Source organism: Streptomyces chrestomyceticus JCM 4735 (assembly GCF_003865135.1).
Lineage (GTDB): Bacteria > Actinomycetota > Actinomycetes > Streptomycetales > Streptomycetaceae > Streptomyces > Streptomyces chrestomyceticus.
In genome coordinates, this window is record NZ_BHZC01000001.1 from 2,175,994 (window position 1) to 2,200,591 (window position 24,598).

The following is a 24,598-nucleotide window of genomic DNA, read 5'->3' on the forward strand; positions in this document are numbered from 1 at the left end:
TACGACGAGGGCCGCACCCCGGTGAAGGGTGCGGCCCTGGTCGCGTCGCTCACCCGCCCGCGTAAGCGGCGGGCGCGCGGCTTACTTGCGGATCAGCGAGCGCAGCACGTACTGCATGATGCCGCCGTTGCGGTAGTAGTCCGCCTCGCCGGGGGTGTCGATGCGCACCTTGGCGTCGAACTCGACGTCGCCCGCCTTGACCTTGACGGTCTCCGGGATGCCACCGTCGTTCAGCGCGGTGACACCGGTGATGTCGAAGGTCTCCTCGCCGGTCAGGCCCAGCGACTGCGCCGAGGCGCCCTCCGGGAACTGGAGCGGCAGGACGCCCATGCCGATGAGGTTCGAGCGGTGGATGCGCTCGTAGGACTCGGCGATGACGGCCTTGACGCCGAGCAGCGCGGTGCCCTTGGCGGCCCAGTCGCGGGACGAGCCGGAGCCGTACTCCTTGCCGGCCAGGATGACCAGCGGGGTGCCGGCCGCCTGGTAGTTCTGCGACGCGTCGTAGATGAAGGAGACCGGGCCGTCCTCCTGCGTGAAGTCACGCGTGAAGCCGCCCTCGGTGCCCGGCGCGATCTGGTTGCGCAGGCGGATGTTGGCGAACGTGCCGCGGATCATGACCTCGTGGTTGCCGCGGCGCGAGCCGTAGCTGTTGAAGTCGCGGCGCTCGACGCCGTGCTCCGTGAGGTACTGGCCGGCCGGGGTGTCGGCCTTGATCGCACCGGCCGGGGAGATGTGGTCGGTGGTGACCGAGTCGCCCAGCTTGGCCAGCACGCGGGCGCCCTGGACGTCGGAGACCGGGCTGGTCTCCATCGTCATGCCCTCGAAGTACGGGGGCTTGCGCACGTAGGTGGACTGCGGGTCCCACTCGAAGGTGTCGCCGGTGGGGATCGGCAGCGCCTGCCACTGGGCGTCGCCCGCGAAGACGTCCTCGTACGACTTGGAGAACATGTCCTCGCCGATGGCGTTGGCCACGACGTCGTTGACCTCGGCCTCGGAGGGCCAGATGTCCTTGAGGTAGACCGGGTTGCCGTCCTGGTCGGTGCCGAGCGCCTCGGTGGTGATGTCCACCTTCATGGAGCCGGCGATGGCGTACGCGACGACCAGCGGCGGGGACGCCAGGTAGTTCATCTTGACGTCGGGGTTGATCCGGCCCTCGAAGTTGCGGTTGCCGGAGAGCACCGAGGTGACCGCGAGGTCGGCCTCGTTGATCGCCTTCGAGATCTCCTCGTCCAGCGGACCGGAGTTGCCGATGCAGGTGGTGCAGCCGTAGCCGACCAGGTTGAAGCCCAGCTTGTCCAGGTAGGGCGTCAGGTTCGCCTTGTCGAAGTAGTCGGTGACGACCTTCGAGCCGGGGGCGAGGGTGGTCTTGACCCAGGGCTTGCGGGACAGGCCCTTCTCGACCGCCTTCTTGGCCACCAGGGCGGCGGCGACCATGACGTAGGGGTTCGAGGTGTTGGTGCAGGAGGTGATCGCGGCGACGGTGACGGCGCCGTGGTCGATCTCGAACACCGAGCCGTCGGCCGCGACGACCTGGGTCGGCTTGCTGGGCGTGCCGTTGGAGACCGCGGGGGCGTCGGAGGCCGGGAAGGACTCCTTGCCCGCCTCGTCCAGGTCCGCCTCGCTGACGTAGTTGCGCACGTCCTGCGCGAACTGGCGGGAGGCCTCGGCCAGGACGATGCGGTCCTGCGGGCGCTTGGGGCCGGCGATCGACGGGACGACCGTCGACAGGTCCAGCTCCAGCTTCTCGGAGAAGTCCGGCTCGGCGGCCGGGTCCAGCCACAGGCCCTGCTCCTTGGCGTACGCCTCGACCAGGGCGACCTGCTGCTCGGAGCGGCCGGTCAGCTTCAGGTAGTTCAGCGTCTCGTCGTCGATCGGGAAGATCGCGGCGGTGGAGCCGAACTCCGGCGACATGTTGCCGATGGTGGCGCGGTTGGCCAGCGAGGTGGCGGCGACGCCCTCGCCGTAGAACTCGACGAACTTGCCGACGACGCCGTGCTTGCGCAGCATCTCGGTGATGGTCAGCACCAGGTCGGTGGCGGTGGTGCCGGGCTTGAGCTCACCGGTCAGCTTGAAGCCGACGACGCGCGGGATGAGCATGGAGACCGGCTGGCCCAGCATCGCGGCCTCGGCCTCGATGCCGCCGACGCCCCAGCCCAGCACGCCCAGGCCGTTGACCATGGTGGTGTGCGAGTCGGTGCCGACGAGGGTGTCGGGGTAGGCCTGACCGTTGCGGGTCATGACCGTACGGGCCAGGTGCTCGATGTTGACCTGGTGGACGATGCCGGTGCCGGGCGGGACGACCTTGAACTCGTCGAAGGCGGTCTGGCCCCAGCGCAGGAACTGGTAGCGCTCCTTGTTGCGGCCGTACTCCAGCTCCACGTTCTGCTGGAAGGCGTTGGCGGTGCCGAACTTGTCGGCGATGACGGAGTGGTCGATGACCAGCTCGGCCGGGGCCAGCGGGTTGATCTTGGCCGGGTCGCCGCCCAGCTCCTTGACGGCCTCACGCATGGTGGCGAGGTCCACGACGCAGGGCACGCCGGTGAAGTCCTGCATGATCACGCGGGCCGGCGTGAACTGGATCTCCTGGCTGGGCTGCGCCTGGGAGTCCCAGCCGCCCAGCGCACGGATGTGGTCGGCGGTGATGTTCGCGCCGTCCTCGGTGCGGAGCAGGTTCTCCAGCAGCACCTTCAGGCTGTAGGGAAGGCGGGCGGAGCCCTCGACCTTGTCCAGCCTGAAGATCTCGTACGACTCGTCGCCCACGCGCAGCGTGCTGCGGGCGTCGAAGCTGTTCGCCGACACGACAGTCTCCTTCAATGCATGATTCGCGCGTACCACCGCAATCCTGCCGTCACAGATCCTTGCCGATCAGCTAAGGTAAGGCTAAGTTAGGCAAGCCTTACTAGCGCGGCAGCGGTACGCCTCCCGGCAGATATCTCGATGTCGAGATAACTCTAGTACATCCCCGCCGCGCGGTCATGCGCGCCCGGCCGTCCGCGACGGGAGGACACCCCTTACGAACCACCCGAATTCGGCCACAAATTAGGTTAGGCTAACCTTCCTTGCGTGAAGGCCGGTGAAGAACTCCCCCAGGCCGCGCAGCCCCGCGGCCACACCCTGACCGCCACGGACGTCACCGTGACGTACGACGGTGTCGACGTCGTGCACGACGCGTCCCTGCGGCTCGCGCCGGGGCAGGTGACCGTACTGGTCGGCCCCAACGGCAGCGGCAAGTCGACGCTGCTGCGGACCGTGGCACGGCTCCAGCGGGCACGGAACGCGGCGCTGACCCTCGGCGAGGAGACGGACGGCTTCGCGCTCTCCCCCCGCGCGTTCTCGCGGCAGGTGGCGCTGCTGCCCCAAGGGCGGCCCGCGCCCAGCGACCTGACCGTCCGGGACGTCGTGGAGTTCGGGCGGTATCCGTACCGGGGACGCTGGGGCCGGGCCGACCCGGACGGGCCCGCGGCGGTGGAGCGGGCGCTCCGTCTGACCGGGGTCGCCGACCTGGCCGAGCGCGGCGCCGAGCACCTCTCCGGCGGCCAGTTGCAACGGGTGTGGCTCGCGGGCTGCCTCGCGCAGGACACCGGCGTCCTCCTGCTGGACGAGCCGACTACCTACCTCGACCTGCGCTACCAGGTGGAACTCCTGGACCTGATACGGGACTTGGCGGACGACCACGGGATCGCCGTCGGTGTGGTGCTGCACGACCTGGACCAGGCGGCCGCCGTGGCCGACCGGATCGTACTGCTCCGGTCCGGCCGGGTGACCGCCGACGGGCCGCCCGAGGACGTCCTCACCCCGCAGCGGCTGACGGACACCTACGGCATCCGGATCGAGGTCACCACCGACCCGTCGACCGGACGGCTGCGCACCCGCGCGGTCGGCCGGCACCACACCCGGCGGACGCCGCACGGCGACCCGACACAGGACAGCAAGCACGACGCGCACCCCGCGCACAGCGAAAGGCTCGGTGCCACCTCATGAGACGACTCCTGCTCACCGTCGCCGCGGCCACCGCCGCCGCGCTCACCCTGGGCGCGTGCGGCACCACCGAGCCCGCGGCCGGCCAGGCGAAGCAGTCCACCGGCCACCTCACCCTCACCGGCGCCTCCGGGACGAAGGTGGAGCTGGACGGGCCCGCCAAGAAGGTCGTCGGCACCGAGTGGAACGTCGTCGAGCACCTGGTGGCGCTCGGCGTCGCACCGGTCGGCATCGCCGACGTCAAGGGATACAAGTCCTGGGACAAGGCCGTACCGCTGAAGAACGAGCCGAAGGACATCGGCACCCGCGGCGAGCCGAGCATGGACACCGTCGCCTCGCTCGCGCCCGACCTCATCGTCGCCACCAGCGACCTGCCCAAGGCCGCCCTCACCCAACTGCGGAAGATCGCCCCGGTGCTGGACCTGAAGTCCGCCGATGCGGCCGACCCGATCGGGCAGATGACGAAGGATCTCGACCTGATCGCCCAGGCCACCGGCACCACGGAGCGGGCCGGCAAGCTGAAGAAGGGCTTCGAGGCGAAGCTCGCGGCGGGCCGGCAGGAGCTGGAGAAGGCCGGGCGCCAGGGCACCGCGTTCGCCTTCGCCGACGGCTACGTGGACGGCAGCCAGGTCACCATCCGCCCGTACACCGGTGGCTCGCTGGTCGGCGCGGTGAACGAGAAGCTCGGGCTGAAGAACCCCTGGACCATGAAGGGCGACCCGGCCTACGGGCTCGGCACCACCGACGTCGAAGGGCTGACCAAGCTCGGTGACGTGCAGTTCGCGTACATCGGCAGCGACGACGACAAGACCAGCAACCCGTTCACCGGGGCGCTCGCCGGCAACGCGGTCTGGAAGTCGCTCCCGTTCGTGAAGGCGGGCAAGGTGCACCGGCTGCCCGACGGTGTGTGGATGTTCGGCGGCACCGGGTCGATGGAGTCGTACGTCGACTCCGTCGTCGCCGCGCTGAAGAAGTGACGGCGAGGCGCGCGTAGACATCATGGCCGTCACCACCACCGCTCCCCCCGCCCCCGCCACGGCGGCGACCCGGAAAGGCGGCGCGGCAGCGGTGACGGCCGTGCTCGTCCTGCTGATCGCCGCGCTCGCCCTCGTCGACATCGCGCAAGGCACCTCCGGCGTCGGCGCCGCCGAGGTGGGGAAGGCGCTCACCGGGCAGGCCGACGCGGCGGACGCCTCCGTCGTCGTCGCCTCACGGCTGCCGCGGATGGCCGCCGGGCTCCTGGTCGGCGCGGTGCTCGGCATGGCGGGCGCCGCCCTCCAGGCCGTCAGCCGCAATGTGCTGGCCGCGCCCGACACCCTCGCGGTCAACGCCGGTTCGTACTTCTCGCTCGGGCTGGTCGCCGCGACCGGCGTCTCGCTGCCGCTGCTCGCCTCCTCCGGCGTCGCGTTCGTCGGCGGCCTGGCGGCCGCGGCCGTCGTGCTCGGACTGTCCGGCCTGGGCGCCGGAACCGTACGGCTGGTGCTGGCGGGCAGCGCGCTGACCCTCGGCCTCAGCTCCGTCACGGAGGGACTGCTGCTGCTGTTCCCCCAGCAGACGGAGGGCCTGTACGCCTGGAACCAGGGCAGCATCGCGCAGAACGGTTTCGGCGCGGTGCTGTGGATGCTGCCGCTCGCCGTCGCCGGACTGGCCGGGCTGCTGCTCGTCGCCCGCCGGGTCGACGCCCTGGCGCTCGGCGACGACGCCGCGCGGGGACTGGGCGTGTCCGTGCGCGCCACCCGGATCACCGCCGTCGTCCTGGCCGCCCTGCTGTCCGCCACGGCCGTCACCCTCGCCGGTCCGATCGGCTTCGTCGGGCTGAGCGCCCCGGCCGTCGTCCGCCTGCTGGCGCGCCGCTACCGCGGCTTGTCCCGGACGCGCGCGAGCGTGACGCGGTCCGCGCTCACCGGCGCGGTCCTGGTCCTCGGTTCGGACGTCGCACTGCGGGCGCTGGTGCCGTCCGACGTGGCGGTGGCCGTGCCGACCGGCGTGGTCACGAGCCTGGTCGGCGCCGTGTTCCTGGTGGTGCTGGCGACCCGGGGCCGGGACACCGGCGCCGCCGCCCCGCCCGACCGGCTGCGCATCCGCAGCCGGACCGTCTTCGTGACCGTGGCCGGGACGCTGGTGGCGGCGCTGCTCGCGGTGACCATCGCGTCCGTACTGCTCGGCGACTCCAAGCTGCTGCTCGGCGACGTCCTGAACTGGGCGCAGGGCCGGGCCGGGCGGGTCGTCTCCTTCGTCCTCGACACGCGAGTGCCCCGGGTGCTCGCCGCCCTCCTCGCGGGCGCCGCCCTCGCCCTGGCCGGCACCCTGGTCCAGGCGGTGACCCGCAACCCGCTGGCCGAACCGGGCGTCATGGGTGTCTCCGGCGGTGCCGCGCTGGGCGCGGTGGTCCTGGTGACGACCGCGCCCGAGGCCGGGCCGGCGGGCCTCGCCGCCGCCGCTTTCGCGGGCGCCGCCCTCGCCTCCGCACTCGTCTTCGGGCTGTCGGCGCGCGGCGGCTTCCGGCAGAACCGCCTGGTGCTGGTCGGCATGGGCGTCGCCACCGCGAGCGCCGCCCTGATCAGCCTGCTGATCGTCCTCACCGACCCGTTCAACGCCACCAAGGCGCTGACCTGGCTGTCCGGTTCGACGTACGGGCGGACGCTGCCCGACCTGCTGCCGCTCGCCGTCGTCCTCGCGGTGGGCGTCGCCGTGGCGTTCGCCCGGCACACCGAACTCGACCTCGTCTCGCTGGACGGGGACACCCCTCGGCTGCTGGGACTCGGTGTCCCCGGGGCGCGCCTCGGGTTCCTGGCGCTGGGCGTCCTGCTGAGCGCGGCGGCCGTCGCCGTGACCGGCACCATCGCCTTCGTCGGTCTGGTCGCCCCGCACGCGGCGCGCGCCCTCGTGGGCCGCCGGCACGTACGGGTGGTGCCGGTGGCGGTGCTGCTGGGCGCGGTGCTGGTGGGGACGGCGGACATGGTGGGCCGGACGGTGATCGCCCCGGCCCAGCTCGGCGCGGGCCTGCTCACGGCGGTCATCGGCACGCCGTACTTCCTGTGGCTGCTGATCCGGACCCGGACCTCGGCGCGATAACGGCACTCGCCGCTACCTCACCATTCCCTAATCTTCCCTATTGCTCCCTCACATAGGGAAGGTTAGGGTATTTTTGTGAACGACCGCTTCTACTCCGTCGACCAAGTAGCCGAGCTCTTGGGCCTGCACGTCCGTACCGTCCGCAGCTATGTGCGGGACGGGCGGCTCGCCGCGGTCCGGATCGGCAAGCAGTACCGCATCGCGCACGAGGACCTGGAAGCCTTCACCGGCCGCCCGGTCCCCGCCGCGCCCGAGGAACCGGCCGGGCAGCGGCACAGCGAGGTGACGAGCGTCGTGGAGATCGACGCGGTCGACGCCCGGACCGCCGACCGGCTGTCCACCCTCCTGACCAGTGCGGCGGCCCATCGCGGGCCCGATGAGCGGCCGCTGCGGATCGAGACGGTGTACGACCCGGGGCGGGCCCGGATGAAGGTCGTCATTCTCGGCGGTCTGGCGGACACGGCCCGGCTGTTCGACTACATGGAGGGGGTGCTCGACTCATGAGCACGAACGCGGACACGCACACAGCCACGCACACAGCCACGATCTACAAGTCGGCAGCCGGGGAGCGCGAGCTCCGGCAGCGCTATCTGGAGGCGCTGGACAACTGGCCCGTCCCCGCCGAGCGGATACGGATACCGACCCGCGAAGGCGAGACCTTCGTGCTCGTCTCCGGGCCGCCGGACGCGCCGCCGGTGGTCCTGCTGCACGGCTCGGGGGCCAACGCGACCATGTGGCAGGGCGATGCAGCCGCCTGGGCGCGGCACTTCCGTACGTACGCCGTCGACGTGATCGGCGAGCCTGGCCTGAGCGCGCCGTCCCGCCCGCCGCTGGCCTCCGACGCGTACGCGCGGTGGCTGGACGAGGTGCTGGACGGACTGGGCGTCCCGGTCGCCTCCTTCGTCGCCACCTCCCTGGGCGGCTGGCTGGCCCTGGACTACGCCACCCGCCGCCCGGACCGGGTGTCCCGCCTGGCCCTGCTGTGCCCCGGCGGCCTGGGAAAGCAGCGGGTGGGGCTGCTCTTCAAGTCGCTGCTGCTGCGGCCGTTCGGGCGCTGGGGGACGTACCGGACGGTGCGCGGCGCCACGGGGCTGGACACACTGGAGGCGGGGCCGGTCCTCGACCAGGTGGTGTTGACGTTCACCCAGTTCAAGCCCCGTACGGAGCGACTGCCACGGTTCTCGGACGAGGCGCTGCGCGGCCTGGACGTACCCGTGCTGCTGATTGCCGGTACGGAGGACGCCTTCTTCGACTCGGCGGACACCGTCCGTCGCGTGCGGGAGAACGTCCCGGACGCCACGGTGCGGCTGCTGCCCGGGGTCGGGCACGCGATCTTCGGGCAGACGGACACGGTGGCGGAGTTCCTGCGGGGGTGAGGGGGCGTGTGGACGGGCACCTCATGCGAGGCCCGTCCACGCGTCGGCGCCGAACGCGCCCTTCACGTCGGACGCGACGGTGGCGGCGTCCACCGTGGCCTGGAGGGCGTACACCGTCGTCTTGTGAGGACCGCGGACGCTGAGGTGGACGGGACTGTCGCCCGGGTGGTCCGCGAGGATACGTTTCAGCTCCCGTACGGACGCTTCGGTGATCCGGTGGGCGGGGAGCGCGAGCCGTACGGGCGGGCGGCCGCCGTGCTCGGCGGAGGACACGTCCAGTACCGCGAGTTCCCGGCCGAAGACATGCACGGTCCCGTCCCGGTCGTCGATCCTGCCCTGGACGGAGACGACGTTGTCCTCGGCCAGCGCGTGCTGCACGAGCTGGTAGGCGGCGGGGAAGAAGAGCACCTCGACGGCCGCGTCGCGGTCCGTGAGCTGCACGACGGCCCAGGCGTTGCCCTGCCGGGTCACCTTGAGCTGGACGCCGGTGATCAGCCCGGACAGCCGCACCTCTCCGGTGGTGCGGCCGGAGGCGAGCAGTTCGGCGATGGAGCAGTCCCGGGCGCCGGCGAGGATGTGTTCGGCGCCGTCCAGCGGGTGGGCGGAGACGTAGAGGCCGAGCATGTCGCGTTCGGTCGCCAGGAGCTGCCTGCGGGGCCACTCCGCGTCGTCGACGGGGAAGTCGAGGCCGAAGACCGGCCCGCCGCTCCCTGCTCCGGCCCCGTCTCCGCCCAGTCCGGCGAACAGGTCGTCCTGCCCGTAACTCGCCGCCTTCTTCACGGGGATGACGGCGTCGACGGCTTCCTCGTGGACGGCCGTGAGCCCCTTGCGTGAATGCCCCAGGGAGTCGAACGCACCGGCCTTGATCAGGGACTCCACGGCCCTCTTGTTCAGTGCGGGCAGGCCGGCCTTGCCGAGGAAGTCGGCGAAGGAGGTGAACTTCCCTTCCCGGCGGCGCGCGTCGACCACGGCCGCGATGACGTTCTCGCCGACGTTGCGTACGGACCGCAGCCCGAACCGTACGTCGTCGCCGACGGCGGTGAATTCGGCGACGGACTCGTTCACGTCCGGCTGGAGGACGCGGACACCGTTCTTGCGGGCGTCGGCGAGGTAGACCGCGGCCTTGTCCTTGTCGTCACCGACCGAGGTGAGCAGCGCGGCCATGTACTCGGCCGGATAGTTGGCCTTGAGGTAGGCGGTCCAGTACGAGACGAGTCCGTACCCGGCGGTGTGCGACTTGTTGAACGCGTAGCCGGAGAACGGCAGCATGACGTCCCACAGGGCCTTGACGGCCTCCTCGCTGAACCCGTTGCTCCGCATGCCGTCGTGGAACTTGTCCCACTCCGCGGCCAGTACCTCCGGCTTCTTCTTGCCCATCGCACGGCGCAGCAGGTCGGCACCGCCGAGGGTGTATCCGGCCAGCTCCCGCGCGATGGCCATGATCTGCTCCTGGTAGACCAGCAGATGGAAGGTGTTGCCGAGGATCGGCTCCAGTGCCTCCCGCAGCTCGGGGTGGATCGGGGTGATCTCCTGGCGGCCGGTCTTGCGGTGGGCGTAGTTGGTGTGCGCGTCGGCCGCCATGGGGCCGGGCCGGTAGAGGGCGTTGACGGCGGCGATGTCCTCGAAGCGGGTGGGCTCCATCTGCCGCAGCAGGACGCGCATGCCGCCGCCGTCGAGCTGGAAGACGCCGAACGTGTTGCCCTCGGCCAGCAGCCGGTACGTCTTCGGGTCGTCCAGCGGGATCACGACGGTGGCCGGGTCGCCGTCCAGCGGGTCCACGGTGGCCAGGCTGACGCCCCGGTTCTCCCGGACGTTCTCGATGGCCTGGTCGATCACGCCCAGGTTCCGCAGGCCCAGAAAATCCACCTTGACCAGGCCCATGGCCTCGCAGGACGGGTAGTCGAACCCGGTGATCTTCACACCGTCCGCGGCGCGCATGTGCAGCGGGATGCGGTCGGTGAGCTTCGTCTTGGACAGGATCACCGCGGCGGCGTGCACACCGGTGCCGCGGGTCAGGCCCTCCACCCCGCGGGCGGTGTCGACGACCCGCCGCACGTCCGGCTCGCTCTCGTACAGCCGCCGGATCTCGGCGGCCTCCGCGTACCGCTCATGGGCGGGGTCGAAGACGGCGGCCAGCGGGGCCGGCTTGCCGTTCTGGTCCGGCGGCAGCGCCTTGGTGATCCGCTCGCCGTGGGCGTAGGGGTAGCCGAGGATGCGCGAGGAGTCCTTGATCGCGTTCTTGGCCTTGATCCGGCCGAACGTATTGACCATGGCGGTGTACTCGTCGCCGTACTTCTCCGTGACGTAGCGGACCATCCGGTCGCGCTGCCGGTCGTCGAAGTCGAGGTCCACGTCCGGCGGGTTGATGCGCTCGGGGTTCAGGAACCGTTCGAACAGCAGGCCGTGCTCCAGGGGGCACAGCTCGGTGATACGGATGGCGTAGGCGACCAGGGAGCCGGTGGCGGAGCCCCGGCCCGGACCCAGCGGAATCCGGTGCTGCCGGGCGTGGCGGCAGATGTCCGCCACGACGAGGAAGTACGAGCTGAAGCCCATCGGGCCGATGACCGCCATCTCGGTCTCGAAACGCTCCAGGATGTGCGGCGGCACCGGACTCCCGTACCGCATCGCGAGTCCTGCGAGCACTTCCTTGCGCAGCCACGACTCCTGCGTCTCGCCGTCGGGCACGTCCGGAAAGCGCGGCATCTCGTCGACATGGTCGAAGACCTCGTCGTAGGACTCGACGCGCTCGGCGACCAGCAGGGTGTTGTCGCAGGCCGCCGGCAGCTCCGCGAACAGGCGGCGCATCTCGGCGGCGCTCTTGAGGTAGTAGCCGGAGCCGTTGAAACGGAAGCGGTCCGGGTCGTCCTTGTTCTTGCCGACACCGATGCACAGCAGGCTGTCGTGGGCGTCGGCCTGGTCCTCGGTGACGTAGTGCGCGTCGTTGGTGGCCAGGAGGGGGAGGTCCAGGTCCTTGGCCAGGCGCAGCAGGTCCGCCCGGACCTCCCGCTCGATGGCCAGGCCGTGGTCCATCAGCTCCAGGAAGTAGTGCTCCCGGCCGAAGATGTCCTGGTAGGCCGCGGCGGCGGCCCGCGCCTCGGCGTACTGGCCCAGCCGCAGCCGGGTCTGGATCTCGCCGGAGGGACAGCCGGTGGTGGCGATGATGCCCTCCGGCCGCCCGGCGATCAGGTCGCGGTCCATGCGCGGCTTGCCGGCGGGGAACTGGCCCTCGTAACTGGCCTGCGTACTGAGCCGGAACAGGTTCCGCAGGCCCTGGCTGTTCCGCGCCCACATGGTCAGGTGGGTGAAGCGGCCGCCACCCGAGACGTCCTTCGACCCCTCACCGTCCGCGCCGACGGCCCGCCGGCCGCCCGGCCCCCAGAACTCCTGCTTCCGTACGAACCGGGACGAAGGCGCCACGTACGCCTCGATGCCGATGACCGGCCTGACGCCCTCGAAGTCCTTGGCGACCTGCGCGAACTCATAGGCACCGAACATGTTGCCGTGATCGCTCATGGCGATCGCCGGCATGCCCTGCCGGGCCACCTCGCCGAACATCGGCCGCAGCTTCTGCGCGCCGTCCAGCATCGAGTACTCGGTGTGGTTGTGCAGGTGGACGAAGGAATCCGGCACGGGTGCATCGCCTCCGGGGGGAGCCAGGGGGGCCAGGGGCCTGCCAAACCGCAGGTTGACCGGATACATCCAAGCGAGCGCGGATCGCCTGGATCAAGCAACCGAGTGGCCACCCATAATCAACCACCGGTTGTCCGCCTAGGATGTCGGCGTGGATCTCACTGCCGTACGCACCTTCGTCACCGCCGCGGACGCGGGACAGTTCCAGGAAGCCGCCGCCGAGCTGTCGATCACCCCGCAGGCCGTCTCCAAACGCATCGCCGTGCTGGAGAAGGACCTCGCCGTGCCGCTGTTCAGCCGTACGGCCCGCGGGGCCCGGCTCACCATCGACGGGCAGGCGTTCCTGCCGTACGCCCGGGCCCTCCTCCAGGCCGAGGAGCGGGCCGCCGCCTCCGTACGGCCGGGGCGGCGGGCGCTGCGTGTGGACGTGATCGGCCGCCGGGTCTCGGTGGCCGGGCTGCTGCGCGGCTTCCACCGTGCGCACCCGGAGACCGAGCTGGACGTGGTGACCCTGTTCGACTTCGACACGGCCGTCGCCGCCGTCCGGTCCGGGACCATCGACGCGACCTTCCGCGCCGTGACCATGCCGGGCCGGCGGCTCCCCGACGAGCTGCGGGCCACGTCGGTCTTCGACGAACCGCTGCACCTGTTCACCGGACCGGCGCACGAGTTCGCCACCGCCCGCGCGATCTCACCCGCCCAGCTCGCCGGGCGCCGGATCTGGATGCCCGGCAACATGCCCGGCACCGAGTGGGCCGCCTACTACGACGAACTCGCCGCCGCCTTCGGCCTCACCGTCGAGGCGACCGGCCCCAACTTCGGCATCGAGCACCTCCTCGACACGATCGCGGCCTCCTCGACCCTGGCGACCTTCGTCAGCGAGCAGACCCCCCTGGTCTGGCCGGCCGGCCACGACCTGCGCAGCATCCCCCTGCACGACCCGACCCCGGTCTACCCGCACTCACTGATCTGGCGCGCCGACAACCCGCACCCCGCCCTCGCCGCGCTCCGCGAGCACCTCACGTCCGCGTACCCCGGGCGCCCCGAGAGCGGGACATGGGTTCCGGAGTGGACGCTTCAGGACCGCGGCCAGGTGTAGACGGCGGTGCGGGCGCCGAACTTCGCGTAACGGCAGACCCGTTCCTTGATCACCGCCGCCGCGCGCCCGGCGACGTGGAGCCGCCGCGCCGTACCGTCCCTGCGGTCGACCTGGAGCAGCCCGTCGCGACGGCCCAGGCACACCCCCTGCCCGGTGTACCCCATGGCGTACGGCTTGGGCGCGCGCCCCTGGACGATCCGCGCCAGCGTGTCCGCGGCGTGCGCGCCCTGCGGCATGGCCGTCGCACAGGCCGCCCGCGCACCGGGAACCGCCGCGCAGTCACCCACGACGAAGATCCGCGGATCGGTGACGCTGCGCAGATATCCGTCGACCACCGCACGCCCGTCGCCGTCCACCTCAAGTCCACTACGGGCGGCCAGATCGGGCACGCTCCCGATGACCGCCCACAGCGTGAGGTCGGAGGCGAACCGTCGCCCCGCCTGGAGCACCACGGCACCGCCCTCTTCCCCGGCACCGGCATCAACCTGCGCAACAGTCCCCTCCACGACCTCCACGCCCAACCGCTCCAGCCCCGTACGCACCCGCTTCCGCGCGCCCGCCGACAGGCTCGCGCCGATCGTCTCCCCCACGAGGCGCACCCGGAGGCCGGGCCGCCCGAAGGCGATCTCGGCCGCCGTCTCGATGCCGGTCAGCCCGCCGCCGACGACGGTGACCGCTGCCCCGCCGGGCAGCGCGGACAGCGCGGCCCGCGCCTCCTCGGCGCCCTCCCAGGTCCCCACCGCGACAGTGCCCGGCAGCGGTACGGCCGTGCTGCCCACCGCGAGGAACAGATGGTCGAAGTCAAGACCCGTCCCGTCGTCCAGAACGGCCTCACCGTCGCCGATCTTGTCGACAGTGCCCACCCGCGTCGCGATCCCCTCGCTCAGCATGGACGCCAGCGGAACCGCCGCCGCTCCGGTCCCCGCGACCTGCTCGTGCAGCCGCACCCGCTCGACGAAGTCCGGCCGGGGGTTGAGCACCGTGATCTCCGCCGACTTCACCTTCTTGGCCAGCCGGTTCGCCGCGATCGTCCCCGCGTAGCCCGCTCCCACCACCAAGACCCGCATGTGCGCCTCCCGTTGTGTCGTCACCTCACACACGAGACAGCTCGGGACCCCCCATCCGTGACAAGCGGCCCGAGTGAACTGCGTCACCCGAGACCGCCGGCGGTCGGAGCGCGGCCCCCTCCCCTACCCCATCGACAGCCTCGCCCGGACCAGCGTCACGACTTCGTCGTCCGTGAGGCCGAGGGTGCGGGCCTCGGCCACCAGTTGGCCCACCTGCTCGGTGAGACGCACCCGGGCCGGGGAGGCGTCGCCGGTCACCACGGCGCCCCGGCCGCGCCGGAGTTCGATCAGTCCCTCGTCCTTCAGCCGCTGGTAACCGCGCAGCACCGTATGGACGTTGACGCCCAGGGACTCGGCGACCGCACGGGCCGCGGGCAGCCGTTCGCCGGACCGCACGGTGCCCTCGGCGAGCGCGCCGCGTACCGAGGCGGCGATCTGGTCGCCGAGCGGGACCGGGGAGGTGTGGTCGACACGGAAGAGCACGTCAGCCTCCTTGGCCGGAGCCGGAGCCGGAGCCGGGGCCGGGGCCCGAGCCGGTCGTGTGGGTCCTGGCCGCGAGCGCGTTCAGGAGCGCCGCCGCGGTGGCCGCGTCGTCGACGGTCACCAAGAACACACGGCCGTTCGTCAGCCGCAGCGCCAGGGCCTCGCCGGCGCGCAGCACGATGCCACTGCGCCCGGACCGTATCCGGTACCCCCAGCCGCCGAAGTCGACCAGCGGACTGACCCGCTGGACACCCGCTTCGGCCACCCGGGCGACGGGAATGCGCAGGCGGGGACGCGACACCACGGACGAGGCGACGGTCAGCCCCTGGTGGTCGACGGTGACCCGTACCCCCGCGAACGCGACACAGAGCAGACACACGACGGCGAAGACGGCCGCCCCTGCCCAGCTCCCCGAGACACCGATGAACACCCCCGCGACCAGGAGCCCGGGGCCGAGGACGAGCAGGGCGGGCGAGCCGACGGTCCGCGACCAGCTCGCCCGCTCGCCGTCCCCGAGCGCGAGGGCCGGCGTACTCCGCGACGGCCCGGCCACCTTGTCCGCCCGTACCCGGTCGGGTCCGGCACACAGCCACCCCACGGCCCCGCTGAGCACTGCCACCCCCAGGGCCATGACCAGGTACGTCATCGGGAACCGGACCGCCGACGCGTCGTCGGCGTCCGCGTTCACCAGCAGGTTCGACACCCCCAGACAGCCGAACAGGCCCGCCAGTCCGTAGCCCGTGCCGATCGCCCAGCGCAGGGCGCCCGCCGCTTCGTCGCGGTGCACCAGTACGCCGATGACGGCACCGAAGACGAGTGGCACCACCGCCCACGTCATGAGGAAATCGGAGGCGGCGGCGACACCGTCACCGGTGCCGTCGGCGGTGAAGTGCACGGCCAGCGGATCGGGCATCCGGTCGCGCAGGGTCCAGAAGACCGTGGCGACGGCCGCGAAGGCGAGGAGGAACGGCAGTACGGCGATCAGCGCCCGCCAGGGGCGACGGGCATCGGGCGGCCCGAGGGCGGGTCCGGCATGCGCGGCATTCATGAGCACCCCCATTGTTCGCGTAGTAATAGAACAACCATAGAGCAGCCCTTCCTTCACCCCCGACTACTCGCCGATCTCATATCTGAGATACCGTCTTCCTCATGGCAGACGACTACCTCGTACGTATCGGCAGGCTCATCCGCGACGCGCGGCAGCATCGGGGCTGGACGCAGACGCAGCTCGCGGAGGCGCTCGGCACGAGCCAGAGCGCGGTCAACCGCATCGAACGCGGTAACCAGAACATCAGCCTTGAGATGATCGCGAGGATCGGCGAGGCCCTGGACAGTGAAATCGTCTCGCTCGGGTACGCGGGACCCATGCACCTTCGCGTCGTCGGCGGCCGACGCCTGTCCGGCAGCATCGACGTCAAGACGAGCAAGAACGCGTGCGTGGCGCTGCTGTGCGCCACGCTCCTCAACGCGGGCCGCACCACCCTGCGCAGGGTGGCCCGTATCGAGGAGGTCTACCGGATCCTGGAGGTGCTGGGCAGCATCGGCGTCCGCACCCGCTGGATCAACGACGGCAACGACCTGGAGATCGTGCCGCCGGCCGAACTCGACCTGGACGCCATGGACACGGAGGCGGCGCGCCGCACCCGTAGCGTCATCATGTTCCTCGGTCCGCTGCTGCACCGCATGGACCACTTCAAGATCCCGTACGCGGGCGGCTGCGACCTCGGCACCCGGACGATCACGCCGCACATGACGGCGCTGCGCCACTTCGGCCTGGAGATCACCGCCACCGAGGGCACCTACCACGCCGACGTGGACCGCTCCATCTCCCCAAGCGCGCGATCGTGCTGACCGAGCGCGGGGACACCGTCACCGAGAACGCGCTGCTGGCCGCGGCCCGCCACGACGGCGTCACCGTCATCCGCAACGCCTCCTCCAACTACATGGTCCAGGACCTGTGCTTCTTCCTGGAGGAGCTGGGCGTACGGGTCGAGGGCGTCGGCACCACCACGCTGACCGTGCACGGCGTCGCGCGCATCGACCGCGACGTGGACTACGCGCCGTCCGAGGACCCGGTCGAGGCGATGAGCCTGCTGGCGGCCGCCGTCGTCACCGAGTCCGAACTGACCATCCGCCGCGTCCCGGTCGAGTTCCTGGAGATCGAACTCGCCGTCCTGGAGGAGATGGGCCTCAACCACGAACGCAGCGCGGAGTACGCCGCCGACAACGGCCGCACCCGCCTCATCGACCTGACGGTCCGCCCCTCCAAGCTCCAGGCCCCCTGGACAAGATCCACCCCATGCCGTTCCCCGGCCTGAACATCGACAACGTCCCGTTCTTCGCGGCCATCGCGGCCAGCGCCCAGGGCCAGACCCTGATCCACGACTGGGTCTACGACAACCGCGCCATCTACCTCACCGACCTCAACCGCCTCGGCGCCCAGGTCAAACTCCTCGACCCGCACCGCGTCCTCGTCGACGGCCCCACCCGCTGGCGCTCCGCCGAAATGATGTGCCCCCCGGCCCTGCGCCCCGCGGTGGTCATCCTCCTGGCCATGATGGCGGCCGAGGGCACGTCGGTGCTACGCAACGTCTATGTCATCAACCGGGGTTACGAGGACCTGGCGGAACGGCTGAACTCGATCGGGGCGCAGATCGAGATCTTCCGGGACATCTGATGGAGCGGATGCCGCCGCGTCCTGCCTGAGCTGCGCGAAGCAGACATTGGAGGAGATGCGGCGGCACCTATGGGGTCTCTCTGGGACTTTGGCCCAGGACCGGGCTGTTCCCGGTCGCCCAGGTCACAGAAGACACGTCGCTGACAGCGAGGCCAGGAGGTGGAGGCACCGCACTTCACGCCATGGGGCCCAAGTCGTAGGATTTCCCGATCAGGGGGATCGGCGGGACTGGAGCAGCCGAAGGGCACCACTCTCTCGGGAGCGGCTTTGCCCTGGGCTTGTGCAACTCCATCAGGGCACGTCGCTTCTCGTAGGCCCCAGCGAGAGATCACGAGCAGCTAGGACGAGTGTGGCAAACCCGAGTGCTTTTAGCGACGGCGAAGAGCTGGAACGGTTCAAAGCGATCTTGGCCAACTGGCGGACATCGCTCGTCGATCTGAGTGGCCGCAACCGGCTCCTCAACTTCAGGCACACCAAGGCAACCACCCTGGAGATCGCGCATCCGTCGGCCGAGGAACTCATCGAGGGCCTGGAACGCGGCTTGGACTTCGCGCCGCTGCCCGACGAGGAACCCGACGCCCAGGACTCCGACGGGGCCAAGGCGCAAACACGATTCGCCGAACGGCGTGGCACCGCGTATGGGATCGTCACCCAGAAGACGACGGGTCCGGCGCTTCTGCGTGCGCTGACACGCCTGCGCAGCAAGTCCACCCAGCTCTTCAACGACTACGGTCTGTGGACTCTCCAGTTGGGCGTCGGCGTCCTCCGCTGGCACGAGGACGGCGCATTGACGAGCAGCGATGCGCCGATCCTTCTCCTTCCCGTGCGTATCGAGCGGTTGAGCAACGGGCGTGTCCGCCTGGTGGTCAACGACGACGAGGAACCGCGTCTCAACCCCGCGCTCAGGGTCAAACTGGAGCAGTTCTACATCGACTGGTCGCCCGTCACGGAACAGGATCCGACAGACCTCAAAGCCGTGATCGACGCGGTCACCACGGCAGTGGCGGGGAAACCGGGCTGGCAGGTTTCGAAGCGCGTGGTGCTGGCGCTCTTCGCCTCCCACAAGGAGTCGATGTATCAGGACTTGCTGGACAACGAGGCCCGCATCCTGAACAGCGATCTCGTACGGGCAGTGGCGCTCGGCCCCAAGGCAGGACTTCCGTCGGACCGCTTCGACTTCGAAGAGATCGACGCCGACCGGATCGACGAGCTCGCTCCGCCGGAGGAGAGCCCGCTCGTCCTCGATGCCGATGCGTCGCAGCGTCAGGCCGTCGCGGCCGCTGTCGCCGGGCAGTCCTTCGTACTCGACGGCCCACCGGGTACAGGCAAGAGCCAGACGATCACCAACATGATCGCCGGCCTGATGCACGCGGGCCGCAGCGTACTGTTCGTCAGTGAAAAGGCCGCCGCACTCGACGTGGTGCTGGATCGGCTGAAGTCCGTCGGACTCGACTCGTACGCCCTGCCTCTGCACAGCCACAACACCAGCCGCCGAGCCGTCGCTCAGGAGCTGGGAAAGGCTCTGGAGGAGGAGCCGCGAGCCCCACGGCTCTCCCAGGAGGCGGTCGCCCGGGCCCGCGCGGCGCGCGAGGCCCTCAGCGCCTACGCCGAGGCGATGAATGAGATCAGCCAGCCGCTCGGCCGAAGCCTGCACGATGTCATCGGCAGGGTTGGGCAACTGTCCGAGGCTCACGTGGCGTTCCTGGCTTCGGAGGCGGACGGCAGCGCCCGGAAGCAGAAGGTGTTCGACGCCGCAGCAATCAGCCGACAGGACCTGCACCTCGTCATCGAGGCGACGAAAGCCATTGCCGGTGCCTGGCAGGCGGTCGCCGATCCTTCTTTTCCTTGGCGGGACCTGAAGGCCGGAAGTCCTCATCCCCGTCCGGCGCTCGATCAGGCCATGGCCGCACGGGACGGGCTCGTCGCGACGGTGGCGCGTTACCAGGATCTCTCGGAAGACGGGAAGCCGATCGAGGCGGAGGACGGCGTCCGCCGGCTCATCAAGCTCCTCACGCTGATCGAGTCACGCCGCCCGGTGCCCGAAACATGGCTGACCGCTGCTGACTTCGCCGACACGGTGGAGAACCCGGTCGATGACTTCGCCTCCGCTTTGAAGAAGGTGGTCAGGGCGCAGGCCACGGCCTGCGCCCTGGCAGGGAGCCGCTGGGAGGAACTGTCACCACGGCTCACCCCCGTGCCGAGCGAAGCCGAGCGTGCCTTGGCCATACTCTCTCCGGCCGGTATCGATCCCTCCGAGCTGTCGGAGCCCCGCGCAATCGAGCTGGCCCACGAGTTCGAGAAGACGGCGGACAGTCTTGAGCGTACGCACCGCGGCCTCACCGAGATCGCGCAGCGGCTGGGGCTGAACATCCCGGACAGCGCTGCGGCAGCGGAAGAACTCTGCGATGTCGTCGCACTGGCCGGAGCCGAGCACCGGCCCCTCGAGCTGTGGCTCGTACCCGGAGGAGCATCCAAAGCGGACAGAGCGGCGGTGAACGTCGTCGCCGACGGTCTGCGCGCCTTCTTCGCCCGGCGTGACACGGTTCTGGCCGCCCATGCACGCGCGACCGCAGAGGCCGGGCCCGGCTGGGCCTCGATCTCCGCCACGATCGACATGGAACCGTCGGCGTCCGAGCAGGACCTTGCCGGTCTGGAGCCGTCCGGCTTGAACCTGAGCCCTCTGACACGTTCACAGGCCGCAGAGATCTCCGATGCGTTCGCGAGCCTGGGGGCGACCCTCGAATCGGCCGAGCAGCATGCCGCAGCCACGGCCCGACTTCTCGGACGTGACCGGCCGAGGAACACACAGGAAGCCGAGGAGCTGATCGCCCTCGTGCAGTTGGCCACGGCCTCGCACCGGATGCTGGACACGTGGCTCGATCCTCAGGTGATGTCTCAGGTACGGGAGGCCTGCGCGGAGATCACCGAAGCCGCATGCCGGCTCGCTGAGGCCGAGCAGGCCGCGCAGGACATCTTCCGGCCCGAGACCGCCGTCTCCCCCGGGCTGCCGGACCTGATAGGCCGCTTGTCCGAAGGCTCACGCGGAATCGGCGGTCTGTTGTCCAGCGCTGTGCGCGCAGACCGCAAGGCACTTGGGGCATTGACGATCGCGGGCTCGTGGCGCAGTGAGCTGTACGCCCGGTTGCCGCTCGCTCTGGCCTGGCACACCGCTCACGACCGCCTGCGGACTCTCGCCCGTACGCACACCGCTCTTCTCGGCCCCTACACGGGGACGGATCTGCCCGACGTGCCTGCCTTGGAGGCGGCACTGGCGCACGCCGGCTCCGTGCACCGGCTCGCGCCGGACACGGTCCTGGACCCGCACCATCGCGGTCTGATTGCTGCCCAGGTCGCGGACGGTCGCGTCCCGGCCCCGGAATTGCTGGAGCACTGTAGTGCCCTGAGCGAGAACCTGAACACCTGGCGGCAGGCCTTGACACGCCCCCGCCTTACGGCCGTCGCGGACGATCTCGCCAAGTGCTCTCTTGCCGACGCCGCCCGCTGGCTCCACGACCACCTGGATCCGCTCGCTCGGGCCGTCGACGTCATCGATACGGTCGCCTCCATCGGCGGTCGCGACGACGGTCCTGATTTCGCGTACACGCTTGCAGGCGCTCGGGCGGCGATTGGCGCCGCACAGGAGAGCCAGCGAGAGGCCGCCGGGTTCGCGGCCGAGGAGGACACTCACCGTCGCCTGTGCGGTTCCTGGTACCAGGGACTGGACACCGATCCCGCCGAGCTGCGTGCGCATTCTTTCGACGCAGCGCAGGGACCGAGCGACATCCTCGAACTCCTGCACCGGGCCTGGGTCCGCCACGAATCCACCCTGGGCGCCTGCGCCGATGAGGAGCAGCGCAAGCTGCTCGGTCGGTACGCGCTCGACGGCGGTGCCGACACCGCCGCGCTGCAGGACGCCCTGGAAGCCGCGCACACCGTGGAACAGCTGGCACCGGACACCCTCACCGATCCCGCACGTCGGGCACGTCTTATCGCCTTCCTCGCGGACGAACGTCCCGTTCCGCACGCCGTTGTGCGACGGACGGAGCCGCAGCTCCGTACCGACCTGCACAACTGGCGGGAGTACGCCGGTCAGCCGCACCTCGCAGCCGCAGGCGAACGTCTGCTCGCCGGCCCGCTGCACGACGCGGCGCGCTGGCTGCGTGCCCACGTCGAACCCTTCGAGGACGCGGCCGACCTTCTCCACGCTGTGGCGCGCGTCGCCGACACCGCTGTCGGCGTCGACAGTGAACTGTCTCTCTCGCAGGCTCGCCAGGCAGTGACGGCAGTGGTCGACGCGCGGGCAGCCACTACACGGTTCGCCGAGGGCGCCCCACGTCACGATGAGCTGCTCGGTGACCTCTACCAGGGCACAGCGACCGACAAGGGAGCTGTACTCGACGCTCTGGACTGGGCCCAGCAGGTACGCCGGACAGCACACGGAGGCCACGGAGCGCCTCTGGCCGCCCCAGCAGCCCGGCTGATGCTGGACGCCCCCGCCGACACGTCCGTGGCCGACCGCCACGACGACTGGCAGCGCCAGCGGGACAACCTCGTCGCCCACTTCGACGTGCAACGCGGCCGTCTTCTGCAGCGCGAGCTCCGGGAGTCGCTGCCCGCTGCTGTGACCTGCCTGTCCCGGCTGGACAGTGACCCCTTCGGCCCCGAGGCATGGACCACGTGCTCCGAGGCACTCCAGCAATTGCGACGGTACGGCCTGGACGGGCTGCCCTCCCAGCTCGCGCAGCGCGGCGTGTCCGCGGCCGACTTCCCCGCTTCCGTCGAACGCGCGGTCCTCACTGCCTGGATTGAGCGACGCTTCGGACTCGACGCCCGGCTCAAACCCATGCGTGCGGCGGACCGCGATCAGCTCGTCGAGCGATTCCGAGACGCGGATCGCGCCCTTGTGGAGGCTGCCCACGCCGAGGTCATCGCGGCATGCAATGCCCGCCGCCCGCGCCGAACCAACATCGGCCCCGCATCTGAGTTGCGCCGACAGTCGCAACTGAAGCGCCGTCACAAGCCGGTACGACAAATACTGGGCGAGACACGGGACGTCGTGCAGCTCATCAAGCCCTGCTTCATGATGAGTCCCCTGACGGTCAGCCAGTTCCTGCCCGCGGATTTCCGCTTCGATGTCGTCATCTTCGACGAGGCGTCCCAGGTACTGCCGCAGGACGCGGTGAACTCCGTCTACCGCGGCAGCGCGCTCATCGTGGCAGGCGACCAGAAGCAGCTACCGCCGACCTCGTTCTTCAGCACAGGCGGCGAAGGCGACGATGATGACGAATGGGACGAGGAGGCCACAGACAACTTCGAGTCCGTGCTCGACGCCTGCAAGGCCAGCGGCGTGCTGCACGGCCTGCCGCTGCGATGGCACTACCGAAGCCGCCACGAGAACCTCATCGCCTTCAGCAACAACGACTTCTACGACAACACCATGGTGACCTTTCCGGGCGCTTACGAGCAGAGCCCGGACCTCGGCGTCGCTTTCTTCAAGGCCGACGGTGTCTACGACCGGGGCGGTCGAAGCAACAACCCGGGCGAGGCGGCAGCGGTCGCGCAGCGCGTGATCCACCACTTCGCCACCAGGCCAGAGCTCAGCCTGGGTGTGGTCGCCCTGTCCAAGGCACAGGCGGAGGCCATCGAGGAAGCCGTCCAGAAGGCACGAACCACCCGGCCCGACCTCGATCGCTTCTTCACCGAAGATCGCCTCGGCGGCTTCTTCGTCAAGAACCTGGAAACTGTCCAGGGCGACGAGCGCGATGTCATCATCCTGTCCGTCGGCTATGGTCCGGACCACCGAGGCAAGCTGCTCTCGACGTTCGGCCCCATCAACAGGGACGGCGGCTGGCGCCGTCTCAACGTCGCCGTGACCCGCGCCAGGCGACGCATGGAGGTCGTCGCCTCCTTCCATGGCTCCGAGCTGGCCGACAGCACCAACAAGAGCGTCCAGCACCTGAAGCGCTACCTCCAGTACGCCGAGCGCGGCCCCCACATCCTGGAGACGGCTGCGGCCGACCCGGACGCCGCGCCGGAGAGCCCCTTCGAGGAAGAGGTCCTGGGCGTCCTGCGCGACTGGGGCTACTCCGTACAGCCCCAGGTCGGCGTCGCCGGTTTCCGCATCGACATGGCGATACGGCACCCCGCCGCCCCAGGCAGCTACGCCCTCGGCATCGAATGCGACGGCGTCATGTACCACTCCTCGCGCGCGGCCCGCGACCGCGACCGGCTGCGGGAGGCCGTACTACGTGACCTCGGCTGGAAGCTGCACCGCATCTGGGGCACGGATTGGTACCGCAACCGCCAGGACGCGATGGCGCGCCTGCGCGCCGCGGTGGAGGAGGCGTGTGCACAGGATCCGTTTCATGTGATGCCGGATGAGCCGGTCAGTGAGGGGACGCCTGCGGAGGGATTCGCCGCACAGGAGACGGCGGTGGACATGGGGTCGGCGGTGACGTTCGTGGCGGTGAACGACGGTCCGCCGGCGTGGAGCCGGGAGTACGAGGAAGTCACCGACGCTCAACTGGTCAACCTGCGAGTCACGTCCGCCGAGCGTCGCTGCATGCGGGATCGGGGGCTGCAGGACCCGGAAGCCGTGGGAGTCGTCGCCGACGTCGCCCTCTCCGTGATCAAGGTTGAGGGCCCGATGACGGAGGACCTGGTGGTTATCCGGGTCCGTTCTGCGTGGGGTATCTCGAGGGCGGGCGTGGTGGTGCGGGACTCGGTTCGTCGAGCGCTGCGAAAAATCCATTCCGCGGGCCAGACCATACGAGTCGGCGAAGCGTTTGACGTTCCCGGCCGGGAGCTGGCCTTCGCTCGCACTCCGACATCGACCGTGGCGCGCAAAGTCGGGCAGATCCCATCGGTCGAGCGGCGCCTCGTCGTGGGGCACGTCGTCGAGGAAAGTCCGGGCGTCCACCGAGAGGAGCTGCTCCGTGAGGTCGCGCGCTTCTTCGGGTGGACACGGCTGGGCCCTGATATCAGGGATGCGCTCACGAGCGATGTGGACGAGCTCGTCGCGAAGGGGGTGGTTCGTGAAGCCGACGGCTCCCTGATGCCCGCGGACGGTGACTGAGGCGTCATGGAGAGTGCCGTCGAGCGGCCTTGGGGTGCACTGCATGGCCCCGCCTGCGGGCCGGGGCTGTCCGCCATCGAACGGGCTCAGGCTGGCTGACCGTTGTACGACGAGGACGACGTCGGGCTGCTGACGTCC

Annotated in this window: 12 protein-coding genes and 1 pseudogene; 8 read left to right on the plus strand and 5 right to left on the minus strand. The window is 70.3% G+C overall.

Features of this window, described 5'->3' with window-relative positions; all coding sequences use genetic code 11:
• Positions 1-81 precede the first annotated feature (81 nt).
• Entirely contained in the window at positions 82-2,799 is a 2,718-nt protein-coding gene (gene acnA, locus EJG53_RS09010; RefSeq protein WP_125044421.1) for an aconitate hydratase AcnA, read from the minus strand.
• A 264-nt stretch (positions 2,800-3,063) separates the two neighbouring features.
• On the opposite strand from acnA, the gene EJG53_RS09015 reads away from it, so the two are divergent.
• The 5 genes from EJG53_RS09015 to EJG53_RS09035 all read left to right on the plus strand — a co-directional run bounded on the left by EJG53_RS09015 (position 3,064) and on the right by EJG53_RS09035 (position 8,429).
• Positions 3,064-3,981: an ABC transporter ATP-binding protein gene (locus EJG53_RS09015; protein ID WP_125044422.1), complete on the plus strand. Its 918-nt coding sequence runs from the start codon at positions 3,064-3,066 to the stop codon at positions 3,979-3,981.
• Positions 3,978-4,955: an ABC transporter substrate-binding protein gene (locus EJG53_RS09020; protein ID WP_125044423.1), complete on the plus strand. Its 978-nt coding sequence runs from the start codon at positions 3,978-3,980 to the stop codon at positions 4,953-4,955. The genes EJG53_RS09015 and EJG53_RS09020 overlap by 4 nt, the downstream gene beginning before the upstream one ends.
• A gap of 22 nt (positions 4,956-4,977) precedes the next feature.
• Positions 4,978-7,053, plus strand: a complete 2,076-nt coding sequence (locus EJG53_RS09025) for an iron ABC transporter permease (RefSeq protein ID WP_125044424.1) — start codon at positions 4,978-4,980, stop codon at positions 7,051-7,053.
• 75 nt (positions 7,054-7,128) lie between these two features.
• On the plus strand, positions 7,129-7,557 hold the full coding sequence (locus EJG53_RS09030; RefSeq protein WP_125044425.1) for a helix-turn-helix domain-containing protein: 429 nt from the start codon (positions 7,129-7,131) through the stop codon (positions 7,555-7,557).
• On the plus strand, positions 7,554-8,429 hold the full coding sequence (locus EJG53_RS09035) for an alpha/beta fold hydrolase (RefSeq protein WP_125044426.1): 876 nt from the start codon (positions 7,554-7,556) through the stop codon (positions 8,427-8,429). The genes EJG53_RS09030 and EJG53_RS09035 overlap by 4 nt, the downstream gene beginning before the upstream one ends.
• Positions 8,430-8,450: 21 nt before the next feature.
• Here the strand turns inward: EJG53_RS09035 and dnaE are convergent, their stop codons facing one another.
• Positions 8,451-12,059 carry a DNA polymerase III subunit alpha gene (dnaE, locus tag EJG53_RS09040; RefSeq protein WP_167515080.1) on the minus strand — a complete coding sequence of 1,203 codons (3,609 nt, stop codon included), beginning with the start codon at positions 12,057-12,059 and terminating at the stop codon, positions 8,451-8,453.
• A gap of 151 nt (positions 12,060-12,210) precedes the next feature.
• Here dnaE and EJG53_RS09045 point away from each other — a divergent pair, with 151 nt between their 5' ends.
• The gene (locus tag EJG53_RS09045; RefSeq protein WP_125044428.1) at positions 12,211-13,158 is read left to right on the plus strand and encodes a LysR family transcriptional regulator; all 948 of its coding nucleotides are present in this window, start codon (positions 12,211-12,213) and stop codon (positions 13,156-13,158) included.
• Here EJG53_RS09045 and EJG53_RS09050 read toward each other — a convergent pair.
• The 3 genes from EJG53_RS09050 to EJG53_RS09060 all read right to left on the minus strand — a co-directional run bounded on the left by EJG53_RS09050 (position 13,137) and on the right by EJG53_RS09060 (position 15,756).
• Positions 13,137-14,225 carry an NAD(P)/FAD-dependent oxidoreductase gene (locus tag EJG53_RS09050; RefSeq protein ID WP_125044429.1) on the minus strand — a complete coding sequence of 363 codons (1,089 nt, stop codon included), beginning with the start codon at positions 14,223-14,225 and terminating at the stop codon, positions 13,137-13,139. The two genes, EJG53_RS09045 and EJG53_RS09050, sit on opposite strands and share 22 nt — an antisense overlap.
• A 123-nt stretch (positions 14,226-14,348) precedes the next feature.
• Positions 14,349-14,708: a GntR family transcriptional regulator gene (locus tag EJG53_RS09055; RefSeq protein WP_125044430.1), complete on the minus strand. Its 360-nt coding sequence runs from the start codon at positions 14,706-14,708 to the stop codon at positions 14,349-14,351.
• Between the two features lies 1 nt (position 14,709).
• Complete coding sequence (locus tag EJG53_RS09060; RefSeq protein ID WP_125044431.1) at positions 14,710-15,756, minus strand: DUF1648 domain-containing protein; 1,047 nt, start codon at positions 15,754-15,756, stop codon at positions 14,710-14,712.
• Between the two features lie 101 nt (positions 15,757-15,857).
• On the opposite strand from EJG53_RS09060, the pseudogene EJG53_RS09065 reads away from it, so the two are divergent.
• A pseudogene (locus EJG53_RS09065) lies at positions 15,858-17,385 on the plus strand (helix-turn-helix domain-containing protein).
• Positions 17,386-17,734: 349 nt separating this feature from the next.
• Positions 17,735-24,460: a DUF3320 domain-containing protein gene (locus EJG53_RS09070; RefSeq protein WP_244955060.1), complete on the plus strand. Its 6,726-nt coding sequence runs from the start codon at positions 17,735-17,737 to the stop codon at positions 24,458-24,460.
• Positions 24,461-24,598: the final 138 nt, after the last annotated feature.